This is a genomic window from Saccharopolyspora rosea (assembly GCF_025643595.1).
Taxonomy (GTDB): Bacteria; Actinomycetota; Actinomycetes; order Mycobacteriales; family Pseudonocardiaceae; genus Saccharopolyspora; species Saccharopolyspora rosea.
In genome coordinates this window covers 4,970,923-4,991,167 of sequence record NZ_CP102826.1, presented here as the reverse complement: position 1 = coordinate 4,991,167, position 20,245 = coordinate 4,970,923, and the positions used below count along the sequence as shown (strand labels likewise).

The 20,245-nt window shown below is 73.5% G+C and carries 15 protein-coding genes; 6 read left to right on the top strand and 9 right to left on the bottom strand.

The features are described 5' to 3' along the window. Positions 1 to 45 precede the first annotated feature (45 nt). Complete coding sequence (locus tag NV263_RS23155; RefSeq protein WP_263248720.1) at positions 46 to 633, top strand: DUF1349 domain-containing protein; 588 nt, start codon at positions 46 to 48, stop codon at positions 631 to 633. Between the two features lie 70 nt (positions 634 to 703). Here NV263_RS23155 and NV263_RS23150 read toward each other — a convergent pair whose 3' ends face one another. Beyond that, positions 704 to 1,561: an SAM-dependent methyltransferase gene (locus NV263_RS23150; RefSeq protein WP_263248719.1), complete on the bottom strand. Its 858-nt coding sequence runs from the start codon at positions 1,559 to 1,561 to the stop codon at positions 704 to 706. 139 nt (positions 1,562 to 1,700) lie between these two features. Between NV263_RS23150 and NV263_RS23145 the strand changes: the two genes are divergently transcribed. Then, a complete protein-coding gene (locus NV263_RS23145) occupies positions 1,701 to 3,770 on the top strand; it encodes a tetratricopeptide repeat protein (protein WP_263248718.1) in 2,070 nt (689 codons plus the stop codon). Here the strand turns inward: NV263_RS23145 and NV263_RS23140 are convergent. Together NV263_RS23140 and NV263_RS23135 are read right to left on the bottom strand one after the other, a co-directional pair. Further along, positions 3,765 to 5,492 (bottom strand): serine/threonine-protein kinase, encoded by a 1,728-nt coding sequence (locus NV263_RS23140; protein WP_263248717.1) that lies wholly within the window; start codon positions 5,490 to 5,492, stop codon positions 3,765 to 3,767. The genes NV263_RS23145 and NV263_RS23140 overlap by 6 nt on opposite strands. A gap of 334 nt (positions 5,493 to 5,826) precedes the next feature. Then, a complete protein-coding gene (locus tag NV263_RS23135) occupies positions 5,827 to 7,698 on the bottom strand; it encodes a heavy metal translocating P-type ATPase (protein ID WP_263248716.1) in 1,872 nt (623 codons plus the stop codon). A gap of 98 nt (positions 7,699 to 7,796) precedes the next feature. On the opposite strand from NV263_RS23135, the gene NV263_RS23130 reads away from it, so the two are divergent. Then, the gene (locus NV263_RS23130; RefSeq protein ID WP_263248715.1) at positions 7,797 to 8,141 is read left to right on the top strand and encodes an ArsR/SmtB family transcription factor; all 345 of its coding nucleotides are present in this window, start codon (positions 7,797 to 7,799) and stop codon (positions 8,139 to 8,141) included. Positions 8,142 to 8,147: 6 nt separating this feature from the next. Here the strand turns inward: NV263_RS23130 and NV263_RS23125 are convergent, their stop codons facing one another. The 5 genes from NV263_RS23125 to NV263_RS23105 form a co-directional block, all read right to left on the bottom strand. Then, on the bottom strand, positions 8,148 to 8,732 hold the full coding sequence (locus NV263_RS23125; protein ID WP_263248714.1) for a cyclodeaminase/cyclohydrolase family protein: 585 nt from the start codon (positions 8,730 to 8,732) through the stop codon (positions 8,148 to 8,150). Further along, a complete protein-coding gene (locus NV263_RS23120) occupies positions 8,732 to 10,429 on the bottom strand; it encodes a formate--tetrahydrofolate ligase (protein ID WP_263248713.1) in 1,698 nt (565 codons plus the stop codon). The genes NV263_RS23125 and NV263_RS23120 overlap by 1 nt, the downstream gene beginning before the upstream one ends. Continuing rightward, entirely contained in the window at positions 10,426 to 11,268 is an 843-nt protein-coding gene (locus tag NV263_RS23115; RefSeq protein ID WP_263248712.1) for a methylenetetrahydrofolate reductase, read from the bottom strand. The genes NV263_RS23120 and NV263_RS23115 overlap by 4 nt, the downstream gene beginning before the upstream one ends. Positions 11,269 to 11,287: 19 nt before the next feature. After that, positions 11,288 to 12,484: a glycine cleavage T C-terminal barrel domain-containing protein gene (locus tag NV263_RS23110; protein WP_263248711.1), complete on the bottom strand. Its 1,197-nt coding sequence runs from the start codon at positions 12,482 to 12,484 to the stop codon at positions 11,288 to 11,290. A 988-nt stretch (positions 12,485 to 13,472) separates the two neighbouring features. Continuing rightward, positions 13,473 to 14,129, bottom strand: coding sequence for a GntR family transcriptional regulator (locus NV263_RS23105; RefSeq protein ID WP_263248710.1), 657 nt, complete (start codon positions 14,127 to 14,129; stop codon positions 13,473 to 13,475). 104 nt (positions 14,130 to 14,233) lie between these two features. Between NV263_RS23105 and NV263_RS23100 the strand changes: the two genes are divergently transcribed. The 3 genes from NV263_RS23100 (at position 14,234) to NV263_RS23090 (ending at position 18,974) form a co-directional block, all read left to right on the top strand. Beyond that, positions 14,234 to 15,454: an FAD-binding oxidoreductase gene (locus NV263_RS23100; RefSeq protein ID WP_263248709.1), complete on the top strand. Its 1,221-nt coding sequence runs from the start codon at positions 14,234 to 14,236 to the stop codon at positions 15,452 to 15,454. Between the two features lie 126 nt (positions 15,455 to 15,580). After that, positions 15,581 to 18,373, top strand: a complete 2,793-nt coding sequence (locus NV263_RS23095; RefSeq protein WP_263248708.1) for a glycine cleavage T C-terminal barrel domain-containing protein — start codon at positions 15,581 to 15,583, stop codon at positions 18,371 to 18,373. Then, entirely contained in the window at positions 18,351 to 18,974 is a 624-nt protein-coding gene (locus NV263_RS23090) for a sarcosine oxidase subunit gamma (RefSeq protein WP_263248707.1), read from the top strand. Before NV263_RS23095 ends, NV263_RS23090 begins: the two co-directional genes overlap by 23 nt. A gap of 31 nt (positions 18,975 to 19,005) precedes the next feature. On the opposite strand, the gene NV263_RS23085 is transcribed toward NV263_RS23090, so the two are convergent. Further along, on the bottom strand, positions 19,006 to 20,208 hold the full coding sequence (locus NV263_RS23085; protein WP_263248706.1) for an NAD(P)/FAD-dependent oxidoreductase: 1,203 nt from the start codon (positions 20,206 to 20,208) through the stop codon (positions 19,006 to 19,008). Positions 20,209 to 20,245 lie beyond the last annotated feature (37 nt).

Sequence of the window (20,245 nt, the reverse complement as noted above, 5' to 3'; positions counted from 1 at the left end):
GAAGCCGTGCGGGGGACTGGCCGGACTTCGACGAAGCGGGTGGGCATGCAGCAGGCCGAGGACATCACGTTGTTCGGGCTCAGCGGATGGCGATGGCTGAACCGGCCGGTGAACTGGTTGTCGTACGCGGGGTTGACGGTGACCGCCGACTCCGGCACCGACTTCTGGCGCACCACGCAGCACGGGCACGTCGCCGACACCGGCCACGCGCTGCTGCGCCCGGTGGGCGCCCGGTTCCGGTTGTCGGTGCGCGTTTTCGGCGACTACCGCGAGCAGTACGACCAGGCGGGCCTGCTCCTGCGGCTGGACGAGCGGAACTGGATCAAGGCGGGCGCCGCCCTGGTCGACGGTGAACCCATGGTGAGCGCGGTGGTGACCCGCGACCTGTCGGACTGGAGCATGGTCCCGCTGGAGCGGGTGTGCGGCCCGGTCGAGTCGATCACCGTCGAGCTGCACCGCAGCGGCGACGCCGTCACGGTCCGCTACGCCGCCGACGGCGGCACCCCGGAGACGGTGCTGCGCGTCGCCTACTTCCCGCCGGACACCGAGGCCGAGGCCGGACCGATGTGCGCCTCGCCGTACGGCGCGGGTTTCCCGGTCCGCTTCGCCGAACTGTCCCTTGTGGACGAATAGGGGTGCGTCGAGGTCTTCCGCGCGGCGGTGCGGGTAGCGCCACGCGGAGGACCCTCGAAGCGCTCCGGCGTCAGTGCGGCCGTTGGGCGATGAGCATGTTGCCCACGGCGGACAGCCGCTCCGCGATGGGGCCGAGCGTCCTGCCGTAGTGGGCGGCGACGTCCGGGACCGGGGTCTGGTGCACCTTCCAGCCGAGCGCGCCGAGCCGGTCGGCGACGGCGGGGCGGTCGTCCTCGCTGAACAGCGAGTTGATGTCCACGCCCCATTCCCGGGAGGTCTCGGACAGCTCGTCGGCGAGCAGCGTCGGCCTGGTGGCGGTGATGTTCTCCACGGCGAACGCGCTGCCCGGTGCGGACAGCTCGTCGACGGCCTCCAGCAGCCGCAGCACGGCCGCGGCCGGGAGGTAGGGCATCAAGCCCTCGGCCAGCCACGCGGTCGGCGCGCCCGGGTCGAACCCGGCGGAGCGGAGCGCGGCGGGCCAGTCCTCGCGCAGGTCGACCGGCACGGCGGTGCGCTCGCAGCGCGGCTGGACGCCGCGGTCGGCCAGCGCGGTGTCCTTGAACTCCAGCACCTTCGGCTGGTCGATCTCGAACACCCGGAAGCCCTCCGGCCAGTCCAGCCGGAACGCCCGGGTGTCCAGCCCGGACGCCAGGACCACCGCCTGCCGCGCTCCCTCGTCGGCGGCCCGCCGGAAGAAGTCGTCGAAGTAGCGGGAGCGCAACCCGATGTACTGGGTGGTGTCGTCCCAGTTCGCGTGCTGCTCGGCAGCGGCCACCTGCGGTGCCCCGGACGCTTCGGCGAGCACCGCGGCGTACGGGTCGTGCACCAGGGCGTCGTCGCGGCGGCTCTCGGTGGCGCGCGCGACCGCGACCATCAGCGCGGTGATGCCGACACCGGAGACGATGTCCCACTGCTCGTTCGATGCCACGCCTGTCCTCCTCACGATCGGCTCTGCCGCTCACGCTAACGGAATGGTTGTGTTGCGCAACTATGTGTGACGGAGGCGATGCCGACGGCCGGGCCGGTATGGTCGGCGGAGGTGATCGACAGCCTCGGTGGGGGAACGCATGAACAGCAACACCGGTGACGTCCAGGGCGGCTTGGTGCAGGCGGGGCGCGTCGACCAGCTGCTGTTGCAGTTCGGCGGCGGCGCGCGACCGCCGAGGCCGGACATGCTGCCCCTGGACCCGGCGTTCATCGGGTTCGCCAACCGGACTGCCGAACTCGACGCGCTGGACCGGCACCTCGACGAGGCCGACGAGGCGGGGCGCCCGCTGATCGCGGTGCTCAGCGGCATGCCCGGCGTCGGCAAGACGATGACCGCGCTGCGGTGGGCGCACCGGGTCAAGGACCGCTTCCCGGACGGTGTCCTGGTCGGCGAGATCGGCGGATCCGACCGGCCGCGCACCCCGGCCGAGGTGCTCGGCACGTTCCTGCCGCAGCTGGGCCTGGCCGACGTGCCCGCCGGTGAGCAGGAGCGCGTGGCCGCGTTCCGCAACCTCACCACGTCCCGCCGGATGCTGGTCGTCCTGGACGACGCGGCGACCTCCGCGCAGGTCCTGGCCCTGCTGCCGTCCTCGGCGGCGAGCGCGGTGCTGGTCACCTCCCGCCGCGAACTGCCGTTCCTGGGCGGGGGAGTGGTGCCGCTGCCGTTGGCGCCGTTCGAGGAGGACGCCGCGTTGCGGCTGCTGTCCGCCGCGGTGTCCGAGCCGGACGCGGAACCGGCGTTGCGCAAGCTCAGCGCGGCGTGCGGCAGGCTGCCGATGGCGTTGCAGATCGCCGCCGCCGGGTTGCGCGGGCGATCCTCGATATCGTCCTATGTGGACAGAGTGGTGGCGGACCTGCTGGACCGGCTGGAGGTCGACGGCGAACGGCTGCTGCGGGCCCAGTTCGAGTCCGCCTACCGCGACCTGCCGGACGAGCTGCGCCGCGCCTACCGGTTGCTGGGGCTGCACCCCGGCGCGGAGTTCTCGCCCGCCGCCGCGGCGGCGCTGCTCGACCAGCCCGAACCGGTCGCCGAGGAAACCCTCCTCGCCCTCACCCGAGCCAACCTGCTGATGCCCGCCAAGAGCGGTCGCCACCGCTTCCACGCCCTGCTGCGCCAGCACGCGCGGGCCAAGGCGCTGGAGGAGGACCCGGCGGCGCACCGCGAGGACGCGCTGCGCCGGATCGTCCGGCACTACCACGATTTCGTCATGGCCCGCGACGTGGTGCTGTCGAAGCGCCGTCGGCTCAGCGACCGCTACGCCGACGTCGTCCCGGCCCACCGCGGCGAGGACGCGCACGCCAGGGCGCTGGCGGATCTGGACGCCGAGCGCGCGACGCTGACCGAGGTGGTCCGGGTGGCCGCGGAGGCCGGGATGCACGACCGCGTGTGGCAGCTGTGCGAAAGCCTCTTCCCGTACCACGTCGACCGCGACCACTACGAGGACGTCCTCGCCGTCCAGCCGCTCGGCGTGGCGGCCGCGGAGCGCGCCGGTGACGATCGGGCCCTGGTCCGGATGCACTCCCAGCACGGGTCCGCCTACTTCATCGCCCACGAGTACGACACCGCGCAGGAGCACTTCGAGCGCTCCGCGGCGCTCGCCGACCGCATCGGCGACGCCCTCGGTCGGCAGAGCGCCGTCGAGTGGTCCGGGCTGATCCACGAGCGCCGGGGCGAGTTCGACGCGGCGCTGGAGTGCTTCGAGAAGTCCCGGGAGATCGTGGAGACCCGGTTCGAACCGGATCGCCGCGAACGCCCGCGCGGGCTCTACCGCATGCACTCGGGGCGGGTGTTGACGGCGGCCGGACGCGGCGACGAGGCGATCCCGCGGCTGCGGGAGGCGTTCGACTTCTTCGTCGGACTCGGCGAGCGCGCCAACCCGGCGAAGATCGCGCTGTCCCTGGCGCAGGCGCACCTGCAGGTCGGCGACGTGCCGGAGGCCGCCGGATGGGCGCAGCGGGCGCTCGGGCTGTGCCGGGAGGTGCGGTCGGCCGCCGACACGGCCGCCGTCCTGGAAGTGCTCGCCGAGATCGCCACGCGCCAGGGCGACGCGGACGGCGCCGCCCGGCACCGGCGCGAGGCGGGGGAGATCCTGGCCCTGCTGGGCGACGACAGGGCGCGCGCGCTGCTGGGGCGGCACGCCGACTCATGAGACCTCGACCGCTCGCCCGTTGACGACCAGGCCGGTCGGGTCACCACCACCAGCGGCGGCCAGCCACCCGAACACCGCGGAGGCGAGCAGCGCCGGATCGGTCGACCCGCCGGGTTCGCGGAGCCGGTACCGGTGCCCCCAGCGGGTGAGCACCGTGCACTCGTCCCCGCGCACCGCGGCGGCGAGCTGGGCACCGGGGCGGGAATCGAGGGTGTCGCGCAACCAGCCGTCGGCCTGCCGCCCCCACCCCTCGGCGTCGGCGAGCACCACCACGTCGGCCAGCGCCGCCAGCCGTCTGCCGGGGTGGTCGGCGGTCACCGCGAGGTGCGCGCCGTCCGGAACGTCCGCAGCGGACAGCAGCTCCGCCGGGAACCGGTCCACCTGGACCGATCGTCCACTGTGCACCGACGTGCTCGCGTACGCGGCGGTCGGACGCCAGTACCACGGGGAGTCCGGAAGCCCGGCGAGATCGTCCGGCGGCACCACCGGTTCGCCCCGGGGCGGGTCGAGCCCGAGCATCGAGTAGCACAGCGACCGGGTGCGTTCGGCCGCCTCGTCCGGGAAGGACGTGATCCGCTCGTGCAGCGCCCCGTACCGGCCGGGGGTGTGCTCGGCGGCGGCTTTGCGCAGCTGGGGCAACAGCGGTTCGTCCAGGCGCCGCCTCGGTGCCAGCCGTCCGAGCAGGTCCACCACCGAGCCGGACGCGACCCGCGACTCCGGGAAGGCCGCCAGCAGCGTGGTCAGGCCCGACGCCGCCCCGTACGCGGTGACCGAGCCGTGATCGCCGATGAGGTGGTCGGCGGCGACCAGCGTCGCCCGCCAGCCGCGCTCCGGGGGCACGACGGCCAGACCCGCCCGGCGCAGCGGGGCGAACCACCGCCGCACCTCGTGCTCCTGGTGCGCATCGCGGATGTTCGGGTGCAGGATCGCGGCGACGCGGAACCGGTCCGCCGGCAGTTCGGCGAGCAGCCGCTCGTACAGCTCGGGCACCGACCCCAGCAACGACTCCGGTCGCCACGTCGAGCTGACGGCCACGAGGACCTGGTCGTCATCGACGCCGAAGGCGCGCCGGTACCGGCGCCGCCACGGCGCGCTGGTTCGCAACCGGTCGTAGCAGAGATCCCCGGTGACCACGGCGACATCGGCGGCGGCCGGGTTCTCCGCCCGCAACCGCGCGAGTTGCCCGTGGTGCGAGACGACGATCGCATCGGCGACCGGACACCCGTCCTCGCGCGTCAACTCCGGGCCGAGGCCGAGAGGTTTCCGGTTTCCGGTTTCCGGTTTCCGGTTTCCGGTTTCCGGTTTCCGGTTTCCGGTTTCCGGTTTCCGGTTTCCGGTTTCCGGTTTCCGGTTTCCGGTTTCCGCGATCTTAGTGTACCGGATTCCGTGCGGGACGGACAGCAGCGGTGTCCGCAGCTTCGACAGTCCACTGTGGCCCGCGGTGATCGCGAGGTCGAAATCTCGGCTGCGCACCGCTTCCCGCGGCAGCGGGACGATCCCGGCGGCGGCGAACATCCGGTGCAGGCCGTCCGGGAACGGGGCCTCGCTGTTCCAGACGAAGCAGCACTGCACCCGGAGATCGCCGTCGAAGAGGTCGACGAGGTCGAGCAACCGCGTCATGGCCGTGGCGTTGTCCGCGATCAGCAGGACCCGGCGCAACGGCGTCACGGTCCGCCAGTCCTGCCCGCGCGGGTCGGGCGGCGGCAACGGCACATCAACCATCCTGATCTCCTCCCCGGCGTGCCACGGTATCCGCCGCGCCGCACCGGGGTCTTCCTGCCTTCGAACTCGTTGTGCGTGGCGGTGCCGGTGGCGGAACCTCAGCGGCCCGCCCGTCGCCCGACCGCCGCCCCCCACGGAGGCGCTGACGCGCCACAGTCACATCGGCTGTGGGAGCCCCTCCTTTTGTATGTCCGATACACGGCGTCGGGGCTGTCCTCGCGAGCCGACCGCTGAGAACCCGCGGTGGTGCGGGCTGCGAGACCGCTCACCGACGTAGGAAGCGGCTGTCGCCGCTTGCCACGCCTGTTCTGGGAGCAGGTTCGGAGACAGGCGCTCAACCGCGCTGCCAGGCGCGTTCGGCGAGCAGCCGCAGTCCGTTGAGGCCGACCAGGACCGTCGACCCCTCGTGCCCGGCCACGCCGAGCGGCAGCGGCAGGTCCCCGAGCAGGTCCCACACCACCAGCGCGGCGATGACCCCGCCCGCGATGACGAGGTTCTGCTTCACCAGTCGGCGGGCCCGCCGGGACAGGTCGACGACCTTCGGAACGGCGGCGAGTTCGTCGCGGACCACCACCACGTCGGCGGCCCGCAGCGTCAGGTCCGCGCCCGCCCGGCCCATGGCGACCCCGCAGTGCGCGGCGGCCAGCGCGGGCGCGTCGTTGACGCCGTCGCCCAGCGCCATCGTGCGCCCGTCGCGCACCGCCGCCACCTTGTCCGGCGGGAGGAGTCCGGCCCGCACGTCGCCGATGCCGACTTCTGCGGCCACCCGCGCCGCCGCCCGCTCGTTGTCGCCGGTGAGCAGCACGGGTTCGGACCCGGTGAGGTGGCGCAGCGCGCCGACGGCCGCCGCCGCGTCGGGGCGCAGCCGGTCGGCGATCTCCAGCACCCCGACCTCGGTCCCGTCCACGGCGACCACCACGGCGGTGTGCCCGGAGTCGCGGGACCGCTCCGGCCGGGTCGCCTCGACCCGGCGTCCGTCCACTGTGGCCGCGACGCCGCGCCCCGGTTCGGCCCGGAAGTCGGCGGCCGTCGGGACGGCGATCCCGCGGTCCCGCGCGCCCGCCACGACGGCCCCGGCCAGCGGATGTTCGCTGAGGTGCTCGGCGCCCGCGGCGAGCCGGAGCACCTCGTCGGCGTCCCAGCCGTCGTGCGGGTGCACGGCCACCAGCCGCGGGGCGCCCTCGGTGAGCGTGCCGGTCTTGTCCAGCGCGACCCGGTCGGTGTCGCCGAGGCGTTCCATGACCACTGCGGACTTGACGAGCACGCCGTGCCGTCCGGCGTTGGCGATGGCCGACAGCAGCGGCGGCATGGTCGCCAGCACCACCGCGCAGGGCGAGGCGACGATCATGAACGTCATCGCGCGCAGCAGCGCGTCCTGGAGGGCCTCGCCGAACAGCAGCGGGACCGCGAACACCGCGAGCGTGGCCACCACGACGCCGACCGAGTACCGCTGCTCGACCTTCTCGATGAACAGCTGGGTACCGGCCTTGGTCCGGCTCGCCTCGGCCACCATCGCCACGATCCGCGCGATCACCGACTCCGAGGCGTCCTCGGTGACCCGCACGCGCAGCGCCCCGGTGCCGTTCAGGGTGCCCGCGAACACCACGTCCCCGGGGCGTTTCGGCGCGGGCAGCGACTCGCCGGTGATCGACGCCTGGTCGACCTCGCCGGTGCCGTCCTCGATGCGCCCGTCGGCGCCGATCCGTTCGCCGGGGCGCACCACGATCACGTCCCCGACCCGGAGTTCGGCGGTGCTCACGGTCTCCTCGACCCCGTCGCGCAGTCGCACGGCGGTGTCCGGCGCGAGGTCGAGCAGGCCGCGCACGGAGTCCTCGGTGCGGGCGGTGGCGAACGCCTCCAGCGCACCGGAGGTCGCGAAGATCACGATGAGCAGCGCTCCGTCGGTGATCTGCCCGATCGCGGCGGCGCCCAGCGCGGCGACGATCATGAGCAGGTCGACGTCCAGGGTCTTCTCCCGCAGCGCCCGCAACCCCTCCAGCGCCGGTTCCCACCCGCCGGTGGCGTAGCAGACCAGGTACAGCGCCCAGAACAGCCACGAGGGACCGCCGGACAGCTGGACGGCGAGGCCGAGCAGGAAGGCGCCCAGCGCCGCGGCGGCCCAGCGCGCCTCGGCGAGGGCGAACGGGCCGCGTCGCCGGGTCGGACGCTCGGTCCCGGCCGGGGCGTGGTCGGTGAGTGCGGTCATCGCGAGCGCCTCTCGGTGTCGGCAGCGGTGTACGCCGCGCACCATACATGAATGACTGATCAGGTGTTCATGTATCCCACCAGGTTAGACTGCCCGGCATGGGGCACGGGGTCAAGCGCGAGGTCACACCCACCGCACGGCTCGACGCGGCGTCGGCCGCCTCGGTCGCCGAGACCCTGCAGGCGCTCGCCACCCCGTCCCGCCTGCTGATCCTCAGCGAACTGCGGCAGCGCCCGATGGCGGTCACCGAACTCGCCGACGCCGTCGGCATGGAGCAGTCCGCGGTCTCCCACCAGCTCCGCCTGCTGCGCTCGCTCGGCCTCGTCGTCGGCACCCGCTCCGGCCGCAGCGTCGTCTACGCCCTCTACGACAACCACGTGGCCCAGCTCCTCGACGAGGCCGTCTACCACATCGAGCACCTCCGGCTGGGCCTGTCGGACTGATCCCGGCTACGCCAGGGCCGCCAGGGCGGCGTCGGCAGCCCGCGCGGCCGCCGCGGCGGCCCGCTCGGCGTCGTCGGCAGCCGTGGGCTCGCCGGCCGCCGCGAGGTCCAGCCGGGCCAGCGCCGCGGCACTGCGCGCGACGGCGGCGGCGAGCGACGCGGCGACGGCGGCGTCACCGCGCACGGCGCGCTTGCCGCGGCGGGCGAGCAGCTCCGCGAGCCCCGCGGTCTCCGCGGCGGTGCTCGCGATGGCCAGCGGCGGTTCCGCCGCCCGCGCGTACGCGGCGCGCAACGCCGCCGCTCCCTCGCGGCGCGCGGCGAGGACGGCCGCGTACGCGGCACCGTCCTCGGTGGCGAGGGCTTGCGCGCGGGAGCGCAGGAGTTCGGCGTCCGCCGCGAGCCGGTCGGCTCCGTCGAAGGTGGACAGGCGGGCGGTCATCGCCACCAGCCCGGCGGCCGAGGCGGTGGTGATCGCGCAGACGGCGCCGCCGGTCGCGGTCGGTGTCGGCGCGGCGACCTCGGCGAGGTAGTGGCGCAGCGACAGGTCGAGCCCGCGTTCGGCGAACGCGGGCTCGACGGGGGCGTCGGCCATCAGCTCAGCCCGACGATCTGGCCGTGCTCGTCGATGTCGATGCGCTCGGCCGCCGGGTGCGAGCCGAGTCCCGGCATGGTGCGCATCTCGCCGCAGATCGGGTAGACGAACCCGGCGCCGACGGAGGCGCGGACCTCGCGGACCGGCAGGGTCCACCCGGTCGGCGCGCCGAGCAGGGTGGGGTCCGAGCTCAGCGACAGGTGGGTCTTGGCGATGCACACCGGCAGCTCGCCGAACCCGTTGGCCTCGTAGTCGTCCAGCGCCTTGGCCGCGGCGGGCTGGTAGGAGACGCCGGAGGCCCCGTACACCTTGGTCGCGATGGTCTCGATCTTGGTGCGCAGGTCGGCGGAGTCGGGGTAGAGCAGCTCGAACCGGCTCGGTTCCTCGGCCGCCTCCACGACCGCCTCGGCGAGGTCGACCGCGCCCTTGCCGCCCTCCAGGTAGTGGTTGCTGACCGCCACCCGGGCTCCCTCGGCCTCGGCGACCTGCCGGATCGCGTCGTGCTCGCTCGGGTGGTCGGTGGGGAAGGCGTTGACCGCGACGACCGGGGACACGCCGTGCAACCGGATGTTGTCGATCTGCTTGCGCAGGTTGTCCGCACCGGCGAGCACGTCGTCGGGGTTCTCCGCCAGCATCTCCGGCGGCAGCGGGCGACCCGCGACCACCTTGTACCGCCCGGAGTGCGCCTTGAGCGCGCGCACGGTCGCCACCAGCACCGCGGCGTCCGGGCGCAGGCCCGAGGTGCGGCACTTGATGTTGAAGAACCGCTCGGCGCCCATGTCGGCACCGAACCCGGCCTCGGTGACGACGTAGTCGGCGCAGCGGGTGGCGATCCGGTCGGCGACCACCGACGAGTTGCCGTGCGCGATGTTGCCGAACGGTCCGGCGTGGATGAGCACCGGCGTGTTCTCGGTGGTCTGCATGAGGTTCGGCTTGAGCGCCTCGCGCATGATCACCGTCATCGCCCCGGCCGCCTTCAGCTGCTCGGCGGTGACCGGTTCGCCCCGGCGGGTGTAGCCGACCACGATCCGGCCCAGGCGCCGCCGCATGTCCTGCAACGACGTGGACAGCGCCAGCACGGCCATCACCTCGCTGGCCGCGGTGATGTCGAACCCGGTCTGGCGCGGCGTGCCGTCGGCGCGTCCGCCGAGCCCGGTGACGATGTTGCGCAGGTCCCGGTCGTTGACGTCGAGCACTCGCCGCCAGGTGATCCGGTGCGGATCGATGCCCAGCGCGTTGCCCTTGTGCAGGTGGTTGTCCAGCATCGCGGCCAGCAGGTTGTGCGCCGCGGTGACCGCGTGCATGTCGCCGGTGAGGTGCAGGTTCAGCGACTCCATCGGCACCACCTGGCTGTAGCCGCCACCGGCGGCGCCGCCCTTGATGCCGAAGGTCGGCCCCATCGACGGCTGGCGGACCGCCACCGCCGAGCGCTTGCCGAGGTGCCGCAGCGCCTGGCCGAGACCGACGGTCGTGGTGGTCTTGCCCTCGCCCAGCGGGGTCGGCGTGATCGCCGAGACCACGACGTAGCGGGCCGCCGGCCGGTCCGCGAGTTCGTCGATCGCGTCCAGCGAGATCTTGGCGACGTCGCGCCCGTACGGTTCGAGCAGGTGCGGTCCGAGCCCCAGCTGCGCCGCGACCTCGTCCAACGGCTTGAGCGCGGTGGAGCGGGAGATGTCCAGGTCGGAAGGGATGCTCATGCGGGAACCTCCCCGAGCTCGGCGGCCAGCCGGTGACGCCATTCCACCGTCTTGGCGACTTCGTTGAACGTGAAGAAGTGCCAGCCCGCGATGCCCTCGGACGGGTCGACGAGGTAGGGGGAGAGCTCGTCGAACAGTTCATCCGGCGTGTAGCGGGTCAGCAGCCGGGACACCACTCCGTGCTGCTTGCGCAGGAAGCGCATGGACTCGCCGAGCCCGATCTTCAGCGAGATCCGCAGCAGTTTGGTCACGTCCACCACGCCGGGCACGCCGATGTGGATCGGCAGCGTGATGCCCCGAGCCCGGACCGTCTTGACCCACGACGCGATGGTCACCGGGTCGTAGCAGATCTGGGAGACGACGTAGTCGGCGCAACCGGCCTTGTCGTTCATGGCCTGCACGGCCGCGTGGTCCGGGATGAACGCGTGCCGCTCCGGGTACCCGGTGATGCCGACCCGGGCCGGTCGGCGTTGCAGTTCGTGCATCCGCCGCAGCAACGACAGGGCATCCGGGAACTCCCCTGCGGGGCGCGGGGAGTCCCCGGCCACCACGAACGCCTCGGACAGCCCCTCGACGGCCATGCGGTCCAGCAGCGCCACGAGATGGGCGTCGTCGGACACCAGCCGGGCGGCCAGGTGCGGCACCGCGTGGTAGCCGCGGGCCCGGAGCCGGGCAGCCAGGTCCACTGTGGCGTCCACGCCCTTGGCCGGGGACGAGGTCACGGTGACCGTGGTTCCCGGCGGCAGGTGCTCGGCCTGCTCGACCGCGCCCCGCAGCGGCAGGATCTCGAACCGGGCGCTCATCAGCGACCGGTGGAGCCGTTCGGTGTTGACGCTCATGGCAGATCACCGCCGTTCGCTAGGCGCTGGCGCGTACCAGGCGCTTGGGGATGTCCTTGGTCGGGTCCAGGAACGGCTTCTCCACCACCACTGCCTCCTGCGGGCCGTGCTGGGTGTGCACCACGAGTTCGGTGCCCAGCTCGTGGTAGGCGATCGGCACCATGGCGAAGCCGATGTTGCGCTCCATCCGCGGCGAGTAGCAGGCCGAGGTGACCTCGCCGATGCGCAGCCCGCGCGGGTCGTGCACGTCGAAGACGTCGATCATCTGACCGTCGTTGAAGGAACCGACGCCCGGACCGCCGATCTCCACGCCGACCAGCTTGCGGCTGATGCCCTCGGACTTGATCCGGCGCAGCGCCTCCTTGCCGATGAAGTCGGCCTCCTGGTCCAGGTCGACCATCCACGTCTTCTCGAAGCCGTAACCCACCTCGAACGGATTGGTGTCGTAGGTGATGTCGCAGCCCCACGACAGGATCCCGGCCTCGATCCGGCGGATGTGGCAGGGTCCGATGACCCGCATGCCGTGCGGCTCACCGGCCTCCCAGACGCGTTCCCACAGCTTGACGCCGTCGCGGCTGGCGTCGTGCAGGTAGATCTCGTAGCCCAGCTCGGCGGTGTAGCCGGTGCGGGAGACCACGACCCGCATGCCGTCCAGTTCCTTCTCCACGGCGTAGTAGTAGGGGACGTCCAGGATGGAGTCGCCGAACAGGTCGACCATGACGTCGCCGGACTTCGGCCCCTGGATCTGCACCGGTCCCACGTCGGGTTCGCGGATCTGCACGTCCATCCCGAGGCTGTGCGCCAGGCCCTTGGCCCACAGCAGCACGTCGCTGTCGGCCAGCGAGAGCCAGAAGTGGTTCTCCCCGAGCCGCAGCAGCACCGGGTCGTTGATGATCCCGCCGTCCTCGTTGGTCACGAACACGTACTTGCACTGCCCGACCTTGCACTTGTTCAGGTCGCGCGGCACCAGCATGTTGGTGAACTCGAACGCGTCCGGGCCGGTGATCTCGACCTGCCGTTCCACGCCGACGTCCCACAGCGTCACGCCCTCCAGCAGCGCCCAGTACTCGCCGACCGGGTCGCCGTAGTGACGGGCGTGGTAGGTGTGGTTGTAGACGCTGTACAGGCCGACGCCGTGCCGCCGGGAGGCGTAGAAGAACGGCGACTTGCGCAGCCGGGGGTAGAGCAGGACTCCGGGGTTGGGGTTGATGGCCATCGGACGCTCCTTCTTCGCTGTCGGTGGGCCGGGTGCGGAGCGGACGCCCGGTGCGCCTCCCTCCGGCGGTGGGTGGGTAGCCGACACCTCCACCACGGACGATCGGTGACCGGGCGTTGTGCGGATGTGCTGGTGAATGCGCGATCAGCAGCGCATTCGGATCATCTCGGGGTCGAACACGGGGTCAGCGACGATCGCGCCGGATGTCGCTGGTCGAAGTCGGACACCTGCACCGAGGTGTCCGGTCCGGACGGGGCCGCGGCCCGAGCTCGGCTGAGCAGTGCGGTTGCCGTCCGCCATCGTCCACACAGGACAGTCTTGGTGCGCTCACCGGTTCCTCGCCGCCGTGCAGCCGCTTCGCGCGGGAGGACCGCAACGCCTCGTGCGAGGCGTCGTGATCGCCCCGCGGCCCCCAGGGGCCGCGTGCGGCGGCAGGTGTTGTCGGTACGCGCCGGGGAGGTCATGTCGCACATCGCCACTCGCTCGCGGATCGCCCGTTGTTCGGCGCCGACGATCGGTGACCAGTAGCGCCCTGCCCACGGCCCAGGCTGGACGATGTCCCGCGCTCCCGCCAGGGACTTTTTGCTCATGGTCGGCGACGGGGCCGTTCGCGGCGCCAGGTCGGTGGCGGGCAGCGGTCCCCGGTCGACGACGAGCGCGTCGGTGGCGCCGAGGCGGGCGAGGTGGTGGGCGGTGCCGCACCCCGCGCCGTCGGTGCCGATGACGAGAGCTTGGGCGTTCGGTCCCATGAGTGCCGCCCTGTTGCGTCTACGACAACTAACTGCGTGTAACGCAACAGTGCGCCTCGGTGACCGGGTCCGTCAAGGACACGGAGAGGTCGATTTGCCGGATCATCCGGCCGGGGTCATCCGCCCCGGTTCCGACGACGGACAGTGCCGTCCGCCCGGCCGCTGAAACACCGAAAGGTCTAGCTGCGACAGGGGAAACAACCCCGGTTGCGGGCTGCGGGCGAACCCGGTTCGGGTGGTCAGATCACCTGGCGGATCGCCCGCTCGAAGTGGTCGACGTGGGCCACCGCGATGCGGTCGGCGCGGTCGGCGTCGGCGGCCACCACCGCCTTCAGGAGCTCGGCGTGCTCGCCGACGTGGTCGGTGACGTCCGGGAGCCGGTCGAAGAACAGGTACCAGATGCGCAGGGCGAGGTTGTAGTACTGGCCGAGAGTCGTTTCCAGGTAGCGGTTGTGGGTGCAGCGGTGGATCGCGCGGTGCACCCGGGTGTCGACGTCCATGATGGTCGGCTGCCCGTCGGCGGGATCGGTCACCAGCGCCCGCAGGTCGTCCAGTTCGGACCGTTCGGCGTCGGTGGCCCGCTCGGCGGCGCGTCGGGCGGCGTGGCCCTCCAGGCGGCGCCGCACATCGGCGATCAGCGCGTGGTCGGTGATGTTGACCTCGGTGACGAAGCTGCCCCGGCGCGGGTAGATCGCGATCAGCGACTCGCCCTCCAGGCGCTTGACCGCCTCCCGGAACGGGGTGCGCCCGATGCCCAGCTCCCGGGTCAGCGGCTCCTCCTGGACGGGCGAGCCGGGCGGCAGTTCCAGCGTCAGGATGCGGTCGCGCAGCGTCAGGTAGGCGCGCTCGGCCTGCGAACGCGCGTCGCCGGACCGGGAATTGACGGCGCCAGACATGGCTCGTACTCTACGCCACCAACTGACATATCAGTTGTCGGTCAAAATCCGGATCTTCTTCTTCCCAGGTCACTGCTGGTTCATCGACATCCCTGGAGGCTGTGGTGACCCCGTCCCGCACCCCGCCGCCGGAGCCGCCCGCGCGGCGGTGGCGCGATCCCGGGCCGCAGCTGCGCTACGACGTGGTGATCGTCGGTGCCGGCGGCCACGGCCTGGCGACCGCCTACTACCTCGCGCGCGACCACGACATCCGCAACGTTGCCGTGCTGGAACGCGGGTGGCCGGCGGGCGGCAGCACGGCCCGCAACACCGCGATCATCCGGACCGCCCACCGCGGCGAGCAGCGCGCCGCGTTCCACGACCACGCGCTGCGGCTGTGGGAGCGGCTGCCCGCCGAGCTGGAGCACGAATTCCTGCTCGGCCGGCCCGGTGTGCTCGACCTCGCGCACACCGAACAGGAGGTCCGCGACTCCCGGCGGCGGGTGTTCGCCGACGAGCTCGACGGCGTCGACGCGGAGTGGGTGACCCCCGAGGAGATCGCCGAGATCTGCCCGGTCCTCGACCTCTCCCGCGACGTCCGCTACCCGGTGCTCGGCGCGACCTACCACCGCCGCGGCGGGATCGCCGAGCACGACCACGTGGCGTGGGCGTTCGCCCGCCGGGCCGGTGAACTGGGCGTCCACCTCGTCCCGGGCTGCGAGGTCACCGGATTCCTCACCGCGGGCGACCGGGTGACCGGCGTGCGCACCGCGCGCGGCCCGATCTCGGCCGGCCGGGTGGCGCTGGCCGTCGGCGCTCGCACCGCGTCGCTCACCGACGCGCTCGGACTCCGCGTCCCGGTGCAGAGCCACCCGTTGCAGGCGCTGGTGTCCGAACCGCTCGAACCCGTCCACCCGTGCGCGGTGCTGTCGCGTCACGCGCACGTCCACTGCAGCCAGGCGCGCGGGGGAGAGCTGGTGCTGGGCGCGGGCGTGGACGCCCAGGACGGCAGGCAGGACCCGGTGCACGCGGTGGAACGGCGACTGGCCGCCGCGCTGGAGCTGTTCCCGATCTTCGCCAACGCGCACGTGGTCCGCACCTGGGCGGGCACTGCGGACGTCACCCCGGACGCCTCGCCGATCATCGGCCCGACGCCGTACGAGAACCTGTTCCTCAACTGCGGCTGGGGAACCGGCGGGTTCGCGGCGACCCCCGGTGCGGGCTGGGTGTACGCGCACACCATCGCCACCGGACGTCCCCATCCGCTCAACGAGCCCTTCGGCCTCGAACGCTTCACCACCGGCGCGCTCGTCGACGAACCCGGCGCGACCGCCGTCGCGCGCTGACGGGCAACCCGCTCGCCGTCCCCAGGAGGCACCGATGTCGCTGATCCACCGGGCGCACACCGCCGGATGCCGCCGGTGGCGCACCGTCGTCCAGGTGCGCTCCGAGCTCCCCGGGACGGTGACCCCATGACCCGGCTGGACAGCGGCGGGCGCATCGACCGCACCCGGACCCTGCGGTTCACCCTGGACGGCATCGAGTTCACCGGGCACCCCGGGGACACGCTCGCCTCGGCGCTGCTGGCGTCCGGGCGGATCGAGGTCGGGCCGTCGATCCACCGCGACCGGCCGCGCGGCATCGTCACCGCCGACTGCACCGAACCCAACGCGCACGTGCAGGTCCTCAACGGACGCCCGGAACCGATGGTCCCGGCGACCGAGCTGGAGCTGTTCGACGGCCTCCAGGCGGCGAGCCTGTCCGGCGTCGGCTGGCTCGGCAACGCACCCGGGGACACCGTCCACGACAAGAAGTACGCGCACGCCGACGTCGCCGTGGTCGGTGCCGGACCGACCGGCATCGCCGCCGCCCTGGCCGCCGGTCGCGGCGGCGCGCGGGTGGTCCTCGTCGACCGGGGGCGCGAACTCGGCGGGGCGCTGCTGGACGGTGCCGAGCACATCGACGGGCGTCCGGCCACCGCGTGGATCTCCCGCGCCGTCAGGGAATTCGTGGAACTGCCCGAGGTCCGGGTGCTCACCCGGGCCACCGCCGTCAGCCACCACGACCACGGGCACCTGCTGGTCGCCGAGCACCGGGGCAACCGGCGGCGGCTGTGGCACGTGCGCGCGCGGCGCGTGGTGCTGGCGACCGGCGCGCGCGAACGGCCGGTGGTGTTCGCCGACAACGACCGCCCGGGCGTCATGCTCGCCTCGGCCGTGCGCAGCTACCTCAACCGCTACGGCGTGCTGCCGGGTCGGCGGGCGGTCGTGTTCACCACCTCCGACAGCGCCTACCGCGCGGTGGCCGATCTCGCCGCGGCCGGGGCGCGGGTCGTCGCGGTCGTGGACACCCGGCCGAACCCGCCGGAACGGCTCCGCGCGCAGGCCCGCGAAGCGGGGGCTCGGCTGTACACCGGTTCGGCCGTCGTCGGCACGTCGGGGCAGCGGCGGGTGCGGTCGGTGCGCGTCGCGCCGGTCGACGACGCGGGGCTGCTCGCCGGTCCCGCCGAGGAACTCGACTGCGACCTGCTGGCGGTCTGCGGCGGGTGGAGCCCGGTGCTGGACCTGTTCAGCCAGGCGGGCGGGACGCTGCGCTGGGACCAGGTCGTCGCCGGGTTCGTGCCCGAGCAGGGCGCCGGGCTGCCCCGCGTGGTGGGTGCCGCGCGCGGCACCTACGACCTGGCCGGGTGCCTGGCGCAGGGTCTGGCCGCCGGGGCGGAGGCGTCCACCGCCGCCGGGTTCCGCGTCGCGTCGCCGCCGGTGCCGCCGGTCAGCGGCGACCGACCGGCGGCCCAGCCGCGTCCGCTGTGGCTGGTCCCGGCGGAGGACGGCGACCCGCAGCGGTGGCACGACCACTTCGTCGACCTGCAACGGGATTCCACGGTGGCCGACGTGTGGCGCTCGGTCGAGCGCAGCCCGACCGTCGGCAGCGACCGGGGCAGGACGTCCGGGGTGGGCGCGATCGGCCTCGTCGCCGACGCGCTGGCCGCCGACGCCGGCACCACCACGTCCCGCCCGTGCACCCCGGTGTCGTTCGCGCTGCTCGCCGGGCGCGACCGCGGCGAGCTGCACGACCCGGTGCGCACCACGCCGATGCACTCCTGGCACGTCGCGCACGGCGCGGAGTTCGAGGACGTCGGCCAGTGGCGGCGGGCGCGGTGCTACCCCCGCCCCGGCGAGGACGTGGACGCCGCCGTGCACCGCGAATGCCTCGCGGCGCGCGAGGGCGTGGCGGTGGTGGACGTCAGCACGCTCGGCAAGATCGAGGTCGTCGGGCCGGACGCGCCGGAGTTCCTCGACCGGATCTGCACCAGCGCCCTGGCCGAGCTCGCGGTCGGCAGGTGCCGCTACGGCGTCCTGTGCACCCCGGACGGGGCGGTCTTCGACGACGGCGTCGCGCTGCGGCTCGCCGAGGACCGCTACCTGATGAGCACCACCACCGGCAACGCCGCCGCGGTCCTGGAGTGGCTGGAGGAGTGGCTGCGGACCGAGTGGTCGCACCTGGCCGTGCACTGCACGCCGGTCACCGAGCAGTGGGCCGGGCTCGCCGTGGTCGGCCCCGACTCCCGCGAGGTGATCGCCCGCGTCGCACCGGAGCTGGACGTCTCGGCCGAGGCGTTCCGGTTCATGGAGTTCCGGGAGACGGTGCTGGCCAGCGGGATCCCGGCGCGGATCAGCCGGATCTCGTTCTCCGGTGAGCTGGCCTTCGAGGTCGACGTGGCCACCTGGTACGGCCTGGCGGTCTGGGAGGCGGTGCACGAGGCCGGGCAGGACTTCGGGATCACCCCGTACGGCACCGAGACCGTGCGCGTGCTGCGCGCCGAGAAGGGGTTCGTGGTCATCGGGCAGGACACCGACGGCACCGTCACCCCGCTCGACCTCGGCATGGACCGGGTGGTGTCCCGGCGCGCGGACTTCGTGGGCAAGCGGGCGCTCGCCCGGCCGGACGCCGCGCGGGAGGGGCGCAAGCAGTTGGTCGGGCTGCTGCCGGTCGACCCCGGGGAACGGCTGCCGGAGGGTGCTCCCCTGGTCGAACCCGAGGTCGCCCGGGAACCCCCGGTGCCGACGCTCGGCCATGTCACCTCCAGCTACCGCAGCGCCGCGCTCGGCAGGACGTTCGCGCTGGCGCTGGTGGCGGACGGGCGCCGGCGCGTCGGCGAGGTGCTGCACGCCCCGGTGTCCGGCCGGTCGATCCCGGTCCGGGTGACCGGACCGGTGTTCTACGACGAGGAAGGAGCCCGCCGTGACGGTCGTCAGCCCCGCTGACCGGCAGGTCGACACCCGCTCGCTGCGCCGCAGCCCGCTGGCCCACCGCGCCGTCGAGTTCGAGGCCCGCGGCGCGGACGGCCTGCGCGGCGTGCGGCTGGCCGAGGAACCGTTCCGCACCCAGGTCGACCTGCGCGTGCCCGCGGGGAGCCCGGCGGTGGCGCGCGTCCAGCACGCCCTCGGCCTGGCCCTGCCGCGGCCCGGCCAGGTCACCGGGGACGCCGAGCGCGCCGCGCTGCGGCTCGGTGACGACGAGTGGCTGCTCGTGGCGCCCGACGGGCTCGCCGACGAGGTGCTCACCGCGGCCCGCGGTGCGCTGGCCGATGCGCCGGGATCGACGGTCGACGTGTCCGCGAGCCGCACTGCGCTGCGGCTGTCCGGTCGGATGGCGCGGGAGGTGCTGGAGAAGGTGTGCCCGCTCGACCTGCACCCGCGCGCCTTCGGCCCGGGCCGGTGCGCGCGGACGGCGGTCGGCCGCACCCAGGCGGTCCTCTGGCAGGTCGGCCCGGAACCGGCCTACCGCCTGCTCGTGCCCTGCTCCTTCGCCGGTTACCTCGCCGACCTCCTGCTGGACGCCATGACCGAGTTCACCGGCCGCTGACGCGGTGCCGCGCGCCCCCGGCGGCAGGCGCTCACGGGCGGGAGCGGGCGCCGACCGGTTCGGCCGCGGTGAAGGCCGCGACGAGGCGTCGGCGGTGCACGGCGAACTGCTTGGGCATGTTCAGCGCGAACACGCCCACCGTGCGGCCCTGGCGCTGGTAGGTCGCCACGAACCGGCGCGCCGCCAGGGAACCCTCCACGACGGTGATCTGGTCCTTCGGGCCGCCGTACCCCGCGTACTGCAGCGTCGCCCCGTACTGCTGGGACCAGAAGTGCGGGATCCCGGTGTAGTGCTCGACCGTGCTCCCGGCCAGCAGGTTGCGCACCGCGACCGGCGGCTGGTTCATCGCCGTCGACCAGTGGTCGCTGCGGATGCTGTGGCTGCGGTGCGGCGGCAGGTAGCGCGCGACGTCGCCGACCGCGACGACGTTGGGCAGCGCGGTGACGCACCCGGAGTTGGTCACGACCCCGTCGCGCAGCTTCAGCCCGGAGCCGCGCAGCCACCGGGTGGTGGGTTCGGCCCCGACCTCGACGACCACCGCGTCGGCCGGGACGACCCGGCCGTCGGCCAGTTCGACGCCGGTGACCGGCGAGCCGTCGGTGATGACCCGGGTGGCCGGGGTGCCGCAGCGCACCCGGACCCCGTTCTCCTCGTGCATCTCCAGGCACAGCGGCGCGAGTTCGAGCCCGAGGGTGCGGGCCAGCGGCACGTGCTGGCCGTCGATCAGGGTCACGTGCGCGCCCAGCGACCGGCACGCGGAAGCGATCTCCCCGCCGATCAGGCCGCCGCCGACGACCACCACGCGGGCCCCGGCGCGGACCTCGCCGCGCAGCGCCAGCGCGTCGTCGACGCTGCGCAGCAGGTGGCAGCCGGGCGCCTCCTCCGCGCCGGGCACGGTCAGCCGGGTCGAGCCGGTGGCCACCACGACGCCGTCCGCCCGCACCTCGGTGCCGTCGGAGAGCACCACCGCGCCGCGCCGCGGATCCAGGCGCACGGCGGTGGTGCCGAGCCGCCACTCGGCGGCGAGCTCGGCTTCCTCCTGCTCGGAGCCGAGCGCGAGTTCAGCCGGTTGCAGCTCTCCGACCAGGAACTCCTTGGACAGCGGCGGTCGGTCGTACGGTCGGTGCGACTCGGCGCCGATGATCACCAGCCGTCCGTCGAAGCCCTGTTCGCGCAGTTCCTGGGCGGCCCGCCAGCCCGCCACCGACGAACCGACGACGGCCACCGTCCTCATAGCACGACCACGCCCGGGACGGCGCACCCAGCGAGAG